Source organism: Pseudoalteromonas prydzensis, assembly GCF_011050055.1.
Classification (GTDB): Bacteria; Pseudomonadota; Gammaproteobacteria; order Enterobacterales; family Alteromonadaceae; genus Pseudoalteromonas; species Pseudoalteromonas prydzensis_A.
The window spans coordinates 58,269-70,136 of the sequence record NZ_DRGM01000210.1 but is presented as its reverse complement, the minus strand read 5'-3'; the positions used below and the strand labels follow the sequence as shown (position 1 = coordinate 70,136).

At 41.9% G+C, this 11,868-nt stretch carries 7 protein-coding genes; all 7 read right to left on the bottom strand.

Going from position 1 to position 11,868, the window contains the following annotated elements:
• Window positions 1-25 precede the first annotated feature (25 nt).
• Window positions 26-1,552: an MFS transporter gene (locus ENH88_RS21650; protein WP_304185522.1), complete on the bottom strand. Its 1,527-nt coding sequence runs from the start codon at window positions 1,550-1,552 to the stop codon at window positions 26-28.
• Between the two features lie 66 nt (window positions 1,553-1,618).
• Window positions 1,619-2,947, bottom strand: a complete 1,329-nt coding sequence (locus ENH88_RS21645) for a GH1 family beta-glucosidase (RefSeq protein ID WP_304185521.1) — start codon at window positions 2,945-2,947, stop codon at window positions 1,619-1,621.
• Window positions 2,948-3,327: 380 nt separating this feature from the next.
• Window positions 3,328-4,830, bottom strand: a complete 1,503-nt coding sequence (locus tag ENH88_RS21640) for a tryptophan halogenase family protein (protein ID WP_304185520.1) — start codon at window positions 4,828-4,830, stop codon at window positions 3,328-3,330.
• Entirely contained in the window at window positions 4,827-6,380 is a 1,554-nt protein-coding gene (locus ENH88_RS21635; protein ID WP_304185519.1) for a tryptophan halogenase family protein, read from the bottom strand. The genes ENH88_RS21640 and ENH88_RS21635 overlap by 4 nt, the downstream gene beginning before the upstream one ends.
• Window positions 6,381-6,470: 90 nt before the next feature.
• Window positions 6,471-9,443, bottom strand: a complete 2,973-nt coding sequence (locus ENH88_RS21630; RefSeq protein ID WP_304185516.1) for a TonB-dependent receptor — start codon at window positions 9,441-9,443, stop codon at window positions 6,471-6,473.
• Window positions 9,444-9,724: 281 nt separating this feature from the next.
• The gene (locus tag ENH88_RS21625) at window positions 9,725-10,855 is read right to left on the bottom strand and encodes a GGDEF domain-containing protein (protein ID WP_304185514.1); all 1,131 of its coding nucleotides are present in this window, start codon (window positions 10,853-10,855) and stop codon (window positions 9,725-9,727) included.
• Window positions 10,856-10,974: 119 nt separating this feature from the next.
• Window positions 10,975-11,868 carry a TIGR01777 family oxidoreductase gene (locus tag ENH88_RS21620; RefSeq protein ID WP_304185513.1) on the bottom strand — a complete coding sequence of 298 codons (894 nt, stop codon included), beginning with the start codon at window positions 11,866-11,868 and terminating at the stop codon, window positions 10,975-10,977.

The window sequence follows — 11,868 nt, the reverse complement described above, 5'->3', positions numbered from 1 at the left end:
AATCAGTATTGAGTGTTAAGGTAATTTACACATTACTGCGCCTAATTGCCAAGTCTTCTGTAATTTTTTGTGTCATTAGTGAAGTAAGTGGGTATATTAGCATCAAAATAGCCCCTAAGAAGGCAAATGCAGCCGGTATCCAGCTCATTAATAGTTGCATGCCGGGCAGCGACTGCGCAATGCTGGTTTCATCCATGCCGTTATAACCGTAACCTGCTAACACAACCAGCACGAGCGCGCCTGCAAAACCTCCTCCAGTTTTTTGTACAAAGGTGCCAGCAGAATAAATTAAGCCAGTGGCACGGCGTTTGTTTTTCCACTCAGAGTAGTCGGCTGCATCACCCAGCATACTAAAGAACAAGGTTGGCATCATCGCGGCAAAAAACTCAGCAGCGCAACCGAAGGTAAATATCGCGACAATATTATCACTTGGCACCCAATAGAATGCGGTCGTTAATAAACCGCTTAATACCAGCGATAGAACAAATAAATTACGTTTACCCATCAACTCGGCTAATTTACCGGTGGCGAGCGCACCAAAAATAGAGACAATTAATAATGCGACAAAATATTGCCCAGCCATAAGTTCATTTGCGACCTGATATTTAAAATAATAGGCTATCACACCATATTTAATGCCGTTAAACATCATAGTTAAAAAACCAATACCGAGCAGAATAAGCCAAGGTTTGTTGGTTAATAAGTCAACCATATCTTGCTGCGTGCCTGTTAAATTGGACTGCTCTTTGTTGAGTAATTTTTTGATTACGAAAGTCATGGCCGCCATAACTAAAGCGAAAAATAAGCCACTGTAAATATCACGATAGTAAAAGAATAAAGTGGTTGCGAGCAGCGGTAAAATAATAAACGGCAGGTTCTTCGTTAAATCTTTTAGCTCTGACTTTAAACACCTGCCGTTTGCTGCATGGGGAATAACACGTTCTTTTGTCGAGACAAAAGTGATCACCATCAATGCAATTAATAGCGCTGCAAATAAATACATGGTTAATTGGTAGCCTTTGGCATTGTCGCCCCCCCCAAAGTAAGCCACTAATTCGGGTAAAAATCCCATTACCAGTAATCCGCCTGTAAAGGCTCCTGCAAATCGAAAGCTTGATAGTTTAGTCCGCTCTGTATCATCAGGACTCATAACGCCCATTAAGGCAGAGTAAGGCACATTACTAACTGTATAGGCTAGAGTTAAACCAATATAAGTAACGTAGGCGTAAATTAATTTATTGGTTTCATTAAAGTTAGGAGTGGTAAAACACAACACCATAAATAAGCCTAAGAAGGGGGCCGACCAAAGTATCCATGGCCTAAATTTACCGAAGCGGGTGTGAGTTCTATCAGCAATCATGCCCATAATAATATCGGTAACGCCATCAGATAGACGCACCACTAAAAATAACATGGCAGCCGCCGCCGCTGATATACCAAAGGTATCGGTATAAAACACCGCAAGGTAGGCAAGGGCACCACGCCAAACTAAATTGGCACCGGCATCGCCCATGGCGTAGCCAATTTTTTCATATAAAGGTATTTTATTCACTGTGTGTTTCTTATCGTTGTTTTAAGTGACTAGCCGATTTTATTTTTAATCATCGGCTAGCATAAATTACCGGCTTGTGATCAAGTTACTGTATGCGAGGCCACTGGCTTTAACTGTACGTTGTTGGGTGTGATAATCAACGTATACAATACCAAAACGTTTTAAATAGCCTTCAGCCCATTCAAAGTTGTCCATTAAGCTCCAAGCAAAATAGCCATCAACGCGCACACCTTGTAAAGTTGCATTGTGCAGCGCTGTTAAATGTTGCTGATAGTAGCTGATACGGTCTAAATCATTTACTTCGCCATTAGCGAGCGTATCCTTCATTGCTGCACCATTTTCCGTAATATAAATTGGTGGCAGAGTATACTTTTCGTTTAACGAGACTAACAATTCGGTTAAAGCTTGTGGGTATATTTCCCAACCAATATCAGTTAGTGGACCTTGATGTGGACGTTCGTCGTAAAAGTCATCATCACTTGCTTGATAATGCAGGCGAGTATAAAAGTTAACACCAAGGTAGTCTAAAGGTTGTGCGATGATCTCCATGTCACCGGGGTGAATATCTGGGCGCTGCTCTGCTGGTAATTGTGCAATAATATCAGGGTATTTCCCCTCCATTACTGGGCGCATATACCATTGATTAATGTAGTCATCTGCAAATGCAGTGGCTTTTAAGTCAGCTTCACTTTGGCTAACTGGGTAGCAAGGCGTAAAATTCAGCACAATACCGTTTAAAGCGTTAGGGCTGTTTTTAGCAAGTACTTGCATTGCTAGACCATGGCCCAGTAATAAGTGATGCGCAGCTTTTCGGCCAAACTCGCGACCAACTTTACCTGGTGCATGAACACCAATTTCGTAACCTAAGTAGGAGCTACAAAATGGTTCGTTTAGTGTTGCATACGAATAAACACGTTCAGCAAAAGCTTGGCTGATTAAATCTACATAGTTAGCGTATTCAAAGGCAGTATTACGATTAAGCCAGCCACCTTTATCTTCTAAATGCTGTGGTAAATCCCAGTGATAAAGCGTCACAAATGCTTTAATGTTGCGGCGTGCCAACTCGTCTAAAATATCTGTATAAAACTTAACCCCAACAGGGTTTAGACTGCCATCAGCTTTGATCACGCGCGGCCAAGATATTGATAAACGATAAGCATCAACACCCAAAGAGTCAATTAACTCAATATCGTTTGCCCAGTTGTTATAGTGATCACAAGCAACTAAACCGTTTGAATTATCGGCAATCTTACCTGGTGTGGCACAAAATTTATCCCAAATACACGGAAGACGGCTATCTGCACCACCTTCAATTTGAAATGATGCTGTAGCAACACCAAAAGTAAACTCTTTGCTAAGTAGCGGTGAGTTAGCGGGTAAAGATAATTGTTTCATTAATTGAAAACCTCTGCTTGCTTATACAGTTTGTAGATACGTTTTTATAGTAAAAATGCAATATATGTGAAAGCGCTTCCATAATTAATTTGATTAATGCTCTAGTATGGTATTTAACGTTGTTTCAGGAAGCGCTTCCATGTTTAGGTTAGTGACTATTTCTAAGTAGGTCAATAGTTAAATTTAGATAACAATAAATACTTGTTTATTGGTCATAGCAAAAGCGGCACGCTGATTTAGCGGCAACGGTGCTATTCGCCAGCCAACGCTGTTAAACCAATCGCTGATAAATGCTAGGTATATAAAAATGATCAAACACTTACCCCCCACAACGTTAGCTGTTCTTACCAAGCATTATGCAAAGGGCTGTTTTCATCGTTTTATGGCTGCTTCAGATCCGTAGGGCAGTACTGCTGCAAAAACGCTTTATGAGATGGCAGTGCTGCCACCCGTTGCGTGATCTGCTGTTTAATACTACTTAGAAAACGGGTTAACTCTGCATCACTCATTAAACTGGCAATTAAATGATGTTGCTCAGGTTTAATGCCTTGACCAAGCATTACTTGCACCCATGAGTCGACTCGAAAGATATCGCCATCATCTAAGAATACCCGTCCTGTGTGTTTAAATAAGCTAATTTTATGCGCTAGGGTGTCGGGTATCTCCATGCTATTACAGTGGCGCCAAAATTCACTGTCGGTGCGATCAGTCACTTTGTAATGCAACACGATAAAGTCGCGAATATTTTCGATTTCACTTTTTAGCTGCTTGTTATATTCACTGACTGCTTGCTCGGTAATGCCATTGAACGGAAATAGCCGCATAAAGCGAATAATTCCCGACATGATCAGGTGAATACTGGTGGATTCGAGCGGCTCAACAAAGCCACTGGCAAGCCCTAAGGCAAGGCAGTTTTTATTCCAACCTTTACGCCGGCGACCGGTTTTAAACTTGATGATTTTTGGTTCAGTTAAAGTGTCACCTTGAATGTTTGCAAGCAATAACTGCTTTGCTTGATCATCCGCTAAATAACGGCTGCAATAAACTAAACCATTACCAACACGCTGTTGTAGCGGTATTTGCCATTGCCAGCCTGCATCGTGGGCTATGGCGCGGGTATAGGGTTTTATATCCTCGTCAACGGCGGTTGTTTGCACTGCAATGGCGCTGTCGCAGGGCAGAAAATGAGACCAATCTTCATAACCGGTATGCAGTGCTTGTTCAATTAGTAAGCCGCGAAAGCCCGTGCAATCAATAAAAAAATCACCCGCTATTGTGCTGTTATCGCTAAGGGTTAAGCTGTTAATAAAGCCTGAACTAGGGCATTTATTTACATGAGTAATTTTACCTTCGCGGCGAGTAACCCCCAATTGTTGTGTAAATTCACGTAAAAATAATGCATAGCGACTGGCATCCATGTGAAATGCATAGTTAATCGGGTTTTGTTGACTAAAGGCAAACTTATTTTGCTTGGCCGCTTGCAGTTCATAGCAGTATTGACCAAATTCAGACTCTAACCCTAACGATAAACTGTGTAGCCAAAAATGATGAAATTCACCCGCCCAACACTCTTTACCGGTCATACCGAATGAGTGAATGTATTGTGTATTTGTTTGCCCCCAGTTCTCAAAGCTAATGCCTAATTTGAAACTCGCTTGAGTGGCTTGCATAAATTCTTGTTCATTAATACCGAGCAATTTATGAAAGGTGCGAATGGGCGGAATTGTCGCTTCACCAACGCCAACCGTGGCTATTTCGTCAGATTCAATTAAGGTGACATTAATATTTTTACCGACTAATTTACTCAGTGCAGCCGCGGCCATCCAACCGGCAGTGCCACCGCCAGCTATTACTACGTTTTGAATAGTGTTATTGTGCTTCATAGCTGGGCCTTTTCGTTAGTTGTTTGCTCAATCAGTTGCTTTAATAATGCGCGATTTGTTGGCAGGGCGTGTAAATATTGCGCTATTTTTTCACGGTTTTGCTGATAAAAGTAGTTGCCCGTTTCAGGGTTATTAAACGCATTGTCGGCTTTATTATTTTCGGTATTAAACCCCATGCCATACAGTACATATTGGTAACTTGCTGAAGGAAATATTTCTTCATTTTCAATAAAGTCAAAGCGACTGGGTGGTTGATATTGCCAAAGTTCCATAAGCTCTGCTAAGCGGTGTGGGGTACTCGCTGCGGTTTTTATATCCTGCCAATATTGGCTGTCATCACGCTCACTTAAGATATAGTGTAACTTTAAAAAGTCGATCACTCGTTGCCAGCGATAACTAAAGCGTTGATTGAACCGAGTCGCTAATAAGGCCATATGCTTACGGTCTTGCGGCATTTGTTCGCTTAACATCGTTAACGATAACTCTACCATCGCAAGCGCTGACGCTTCCAACGGCTCTATAAATCCTTGCGACATGCCAACAGCAAGACAGTTTTTTATCCAAAATTGTTTTCTGTAGCCTGGGGTAAAACTCAGTTTTCGGGTTTGTAGTTGCTCGGCAAGGTCTGCGCCTACCGATTGTGCAGCATAGCGTTTTAAGGTATTAATTGCAGTCTGCTCGTCACAGTATTTATCGCAGTAGGTATAACCAATACCGCGGCGGCTAGGTAAGCCGATATCCCAGATCCAGCCATGCGGCTGCGCCGTTGATAACGTTGCACTAGCAATCTCTTGTTGTTCATTTGCATACGGAAGGTGTGCGGCAATAGCAGTATTATTAAACAGGGTATGCTGTCGATTGATAAACGCTGCATTATAATGCTCAGCAATTAAGCGAGCGCGTGTACCAGAGCAATCAATAAATAAGTCACCCGTTATTTCACCATGCAGTTTAGTTGTTAATGAGCGAATATAGCCGTCGCTGTCATTATTCACAGCCACTACATCATCGACAATATGGCTTACGCCCAGCTGGTTTTGGCAATGGTTTTTTAAAAAGCTAGCAAATTTACCAGCGTCTAAGTGATAACCGTAATTAGTCACCGCTGCATATTCTGGTGTGGTTAGTTGTTTTGGAGCAAGACCTGCTTGGCAAACAAAGCTTTGCATATTTAAGGCGTCAGCGTATTTTTGTGTTGCAGCATGTTGTTGCCAATACGCATGCAGGTTGGTTGCTAAATAGCCGTGTGGCGTCATAAAAGGGTGATAGTAGTTTTCACCCGGATTTAAATTGCGCCAGTTTATAAACTTAGAGCCTTGCTTGAATGACGCATCACAATGCTTTAAAAAATCGACTTCTTTAATACCGATGCGCTTTAGCGTATTTCGCATTGATGGCCAAGTGCCTTCGCCGACACCCGAAATAGCAATAGTGGCAGATTCAATCAGGGTGATATGTTTATCAGGATGCTCAGCGCCAAGCAACCCCGCACTTAGCCAGCCTGCAGCACCACCGCCTAGTACCACAATGTGTTGGATGTTGTTATTCATTGTGTGCTCTTCTATGTCTAATTTGAACGACAAAAGCCGCTAACAGGTAGCGGCTTGATACTCATTGATTTGCTGAGTAAATACCATTACTTAAAAGTTATAGCGCATGCCAATGTTATAACGCGCGCCATTTTGCTCCAAGTTCCATAGTTGAGCTTGGTAACGGCCATGCTGACGCATGTTTTGCTCAGTAATATTAAGCCCTTCAACGAAGAATGACATTTTTTCATTGAAGTTATAGGCAATATTAAAGTCGATTTGATAATACTCTTCAGTGAAGCTTGGCTCATTAACATAACGTGCTGCACTATTTAAGAACTTATCACGCCAATTATAGGCAATACGTGCTTGAAACTTATCGTTTTCGTACATAGCTATGAAGTTAGCGGTATCACTTAACCCCACCAGTGCAAATTGTGTGGTTGTTGGATCCGCTGCTACATTAAAGTCGATATCACCATTTACAATGGTGTAGTTAGCTTGCAAGCCAAAACCACTTTCGCCAAAAAAGTGTTGTACTGCAAACTCGTAACCATCGATTTTGGCATCTTTGTTATTGGTTGGCACCTGCGCTGTAAAGTCCATTAGTGGGTCATCACTGTTTGGTAAAACATCGTAGGCGGCTTCAAACTCTTCATAACTCATTGAGTCAAAAGCAACACCGTTTTCCATAGCGGCGACCATTTGGAATAAGTTTGCATCGGTAAATGCTAAGCCTCTTGCTTCAAGCTCCGCTCTTGCAGCTTCGGCGCGCGGGCCTGCTGATGCATCACGTAAACCATAGTAGTTTTGTGTCATTGGCGATAGACCAATAAAGTTATCCACTTTTTTATTAAAGTAGCCTACTGACACATAACTTAGATCAGTAAAGTACCATTCTGCAGAAACATCAAAGTTGTCAGATTCTAGTGGCACAAGTCCTGGGTTGCCCGTCGCAGCGGGTGCATTGGTAGTGCCTGGAATAATACTCGGGCCTGTTGGAACACCTACGGTTGCCGCAGAGCTTAAATTATCATAAGTAGGGCGGGCAATCGTTGTGCTATAAGAAGCACGCAGCGTGACATCTTCAACCACATTAATGTCAAAGTCTAAGCTGGGTAAAAAGTGGTTATAGCTGGAACTTAAAGAGTAATCATCTATATTGGTACCGTAGCGTACATTGAAATCGTTGTTACCTTCCCATGCCACAGCATCCGGTAAATCAATATTAGCAGTTGAAGTAATATCGGTTGTTTCATAACGAGCACCTATTACTAAATTAAATGGCATACCACTAATTTCGTTACTGTAGTTGTATTGTAAAAAGGCTGCCTTGATATCTTCTTCAATTGTGCGGTTGGTTGCAAATGCGCCATCCGCAGCAAAATTAAAACCATATTGCTCTGCTGCCCAATAACCAATTTGTGAAGCACTACCGGTGAAACCTTGATCAAATGAGCCACTGGTATCGTAATCGTCAAATTCAGCTAAAAAATTAGTTGGATCTAAATAGCCATCAGGCAGTTCACCTGGGTTTTCAATGCCCCAGTTACCCATGGTATTACGGGTAAGCGATTGTAAAGAATGACTTTCCATAGAGCGCGATTCAATACCGAAATCTATGCTGGCGTTGTCCATTACATAGTTACCCTGTAGACGAAACTCATCAACGGTTGACTCTTGGCTGGCAAAGTTTGCATCTAAGATAGAGGTCCCTACATCAGCTTGCTCTAATGCGCCTGAGCAGTTTAGGTTTGCACGACTACAGTCATCAAAATCGATAATCATAGATGGCAGCTCTTTGCTGAAATCAACCTGTTGTGCCGCAACCACATTTGCGCCTAAACCGGCATTTATCCAGCTGCCATATGGCGCATCGGGTTTGCTGGTGGCTTTTGAGCTATGGGCGTCAAACATAAAACGAAGTTGGTCGCTAAAGTAGTACTCAAGATTTAAACCAAGCGATTTATTTTCATTTACTTGGTTTTGTTCTTGTAATGCTAAACCTAAATCGCGGGTTGCTAAATCACGACGTTCTTCACGGTAATAAATAGGGGTTTTAACGTCATTATCATCAAATATTAACTGGGTTTTATAGTTATCCATCCAAATTGATTGCTCTGCTCGCGCTTCAAATAACTCTTGTTGAGAGTAAGTATAATCAAGCGTTGCAGTGAGTGAATCTACGGGGCTGTATTGCAGCGTAAGTTGTGCATTGGTGCGGGTACGTTCACGGTCAGCAATCGTGTAACGTAAGTCTGATGGCATTGAGTAATATTGGCCCATGGCAGGGGCGTTTTCTAGCACAATGTCATCAGCTGCTTGTGGAATTGTGCCATCGTATTCGGTGGTTCGCCACTCGCCGACAAATGCACCCGTAGCAGAGCTATCACGTTGCTGCATACTGGCGGTAAGCGATGCACCAAATTTAGCATCTTCATCTGTCCAGCTGAAGATGCCAGAAATTTCTGGTGTAACATCATCGCCAACACGGTTGGTAGTATCGTGCTGCGCTTGCACACCAACATTAGCGACTAAGCCTGGGTTATCAAGTGGGCGAGCTGTGTTGATATTGATTGTTGCGCCAATACCACCTGATGCAATACTGGCTTTACCGGTTTTATATACTTCAACCGATTTAACACTTTCAGAAGCAAGGTTAGCAAAGTCATAAGCGCGAGAGTTTGGTGCACCGCCACCTGCAGGCAGTGATGCCGCTGGCATAGTACGGCCGTTTAACGTCACCATATTATAATCAGGGCCAAAGCCACGGACGGTTACTTTAGAACCTTCGCCGTTGCTACGATCAATCGATACACCAGTAATACGTTGCAAAGATTCTGCGAGGTTAGTATCAGGGAATTTACCAATGTCTTCAGCAGATATTGCATCAACAACGCCCGATGAATAACGTTTTAGTTGCGTGGATTCTTTAATACTACCTTTAAAACCAGTGACTTGAATTACTTCAAACTCTTCTTGTTTAGCAACTTCAGCTGCATAGGTCGATAGCGTGGTTGCTGCACCTAAAATCAAAGATAAGCTGGTCGCTAACTTTGTTTTTTGTAAAATATGACTCGCCATTAGGTTTCCCTCGTACTGTTATCATTATTATTAACCGCTTTTATTGATAGCGGTATTATCGTGTGTGGAAGCGCTTCCAGAAATGGCTGTGAGTATTTGTGGGAGCGCTTCCAGAGAAGGCTAGTGCAATTTTTATGTTACGTCAACAAGTGTGTTTAATTAATTGAAATAAAATTGTATCTAAAATGTATCTTAATGTTTTTCTTTAATTATAAATAACTTTAAAATTACTACAGGCTGTAGTTAAAAAGGGAAATAAGCTGGGGGAATAAATGACAATGCTAAATAGCCACAACAACTTGATTGCGGCCATTATGTTTTGCTTGATACAAACCTTTATCTGCTTGCGCAAGTAAGTCATTGATATTGCTGCCTGTAGAGCGTTTTATTACGCCAATGCTGAGTGACAAAGAAATACTTTGTTGTTTATAGTTAAACAGTTGGTTATTGATCGTAAGTCTGATCCGTTCGGATAAAGCCTGGGCATTTTTTTCAGATGTATTAGGCAGTAAAATCGCAAATTCTTCACCGCCAATACGGCCAACAATATCATGCTCTCTTAGCTGTGCTTGAATTTGTTTGGCAACCCATTTTAAAGCCTCATCGCCTGCATCATGACCAAATTTATCGTTCACTTTTTTGAAAAAATCAATATCAATCATCAGTGCACACAATTCTTTTTGGCAATCATTGGCCTGCTGTAGATGTGTGGCACTGAGGTTTAAAAATGCGCGTCGATTAAGCAGCCCTGTGAGAGGGTCTAAATTTGCTAAATCGGTTAACACTTGCTCTGATTCTAAAAACATTAAAACAGGCCAGACTAACGCCGTACAGGTGGAGATCACAATGTGGCTAATTAAAATTATTGCAAGGGCTTGCTGAGTATCGAGCAATGCTGTTGCTGCAGAAAGTAACAGTGCGGCTTGGCAAAACATTATTATGGCATGTACAACAAAACAAATTTGTAACAGTAAAAAATGGCTAATACGACCTAAGTGCAATTTGTTTAATGCATAGGCGGCATAACAAAAGCAGCATGCGATCACTACTGTGGTATAAAGTTGTCCAAAGGACGAACTATAAATAGGGAGTAGAATAATCATTGATGCCAGTAATACCGCAATACATGCGGTGAATTTGTTTTGCTCGGTGCTGTTGTATGCATGTATCCCGAGTATTGCCGCCAAAGGCGCGGCGATGATAAATAGATCTGCTATGTAGTGGGTGACAAAACTTAAATCGATAAATGCCCGCAGTGCAGCAGTGACTTGAGCAAACACAAAAATTAAACAAGAGCAGCACCAATACAAATAGGTTTTTTGTTTTCTGAGCACATACAAAGACATCAAAAATGAGCTAATGATGGTATTAAGTATTATGGAAATGATGATGATAGTGGGCAAATGCATCATCTGTGGTCTTTCCTATGCGCCAAGCCTAGTCGCCTTTATTGTATGTTTTGAACTGATTGTTAATTATTATGTACTATTTAACGAATAGCAAGCTAATAAAAAGGGACTGATCACTGCACTTACGTTAATAAATTCTCAAGTGCTTTTGGTAATGTTGGATAGTTAAAACTAAATTGCTGCGCCAGTACTTTGTTAGGCACAACAAATTGTCCATAAAGCAATAAATCAGCCATTTCCCCCATAGCCAGCTTAAGTAGCAAACTAGGCATAGGTATGAAAGTAGGACGCCCGAGTACTTTACCTAATTGGCTACTAAACTCTTTATTACTAACAGGATAGGGCGCAGTGGCATTAATTGGCCCGCTGAGCTCCATTGTCACTAATACAAATAATATCAGCTGCACCATATCATCAATATGGATCCACGACATGCCTTGCTCACCACTGCCTATTGGCCCTCCTAAGCCTAATTTAAATGGCGGCAGCATTTTCGCTAATGCGCCCGCTTGTTTGGCTAATACTATTCCTGTGCGCAGTGTACACACGCGGGTGTTAGCAGATTGGGCCGCGTATGCCGCTTGCTCCCACTGAGCACATAGTTTATGGCTAAATTCAGGGGTTACAGCGGTAAAACTTTCATCAATAGGCGTATTGTCTTGACGGCCATAAAAACCAATTGCACTACCGGATATAAACGTATGGGGTGGTGTTTGGCTATGCTGTATCGCTGTGCTTATTTGCTGAGTCAGTTGAATTCGACTATCAAGCAGGCGTTGCTTTTGTTTGTCGCTCCAACGCTTATTTACAATCGGTTCTCCAGCAAGGTTAATTACACAGTCAACTGTATTGAAATCAATTTTATCTAGTGAATCTATCGCCGTGATAGCTGAGCCAAGTAGTCGTGTTGCTTTAGCTGGGTCGCGTGATAATACTGTTAGCTGATGGCTTGCAAGTAACAACTGGCATAAGTGACTGCCTATTAAGCCGGTGGCGCCAGTAATGAATATATGCAT

Bases quoted from the DNA above. Each gene is read 5' to 3' on its own strand.
- ENH88_RS21645 (WP_304185521.1), bottom strand. From the start codon at position 2,947: ATGAAACAATTATCTTTACCCGCTAACTCACCGCTACTTAGCAAAGAG.
- ENH88_RS21640 (WP_304185520.1), bottom strand. From the start codon at position 4,830: ATGAAGCACAATAACACTATTCAAAACGTAGTAATAGCTGGCGGTGGC.
- ENH88_RS21635 (WP_304185519.1), bottom strand. From the start codon at position 6,380: ATGAATAACAACATCCAACACATTGTGGTACTAGGCGGTGGTGCTGCA.
- ENH88_RS21630 (WP_304185516.1), bottom strand. From the start codon at position 9,443: ATGGCGAGTCATATTTTACAAAAAACAAAGTTAGCGACCAGCTTATCT.
- ENH88_RS21625 (WP_304185514.1), bottom strand. From the start codon at position 10,855: ATGATGCATTTGCCCACTATCATCATCATTTCCATAATACTTAATACC.
- ENH88_RS21620 (WP_304185513.1), bottom strand. From the start codon at position 11,868: ATGCATATATTCATTACTGGCGCCACCGGCTTAATAGGCAGTCACTTA.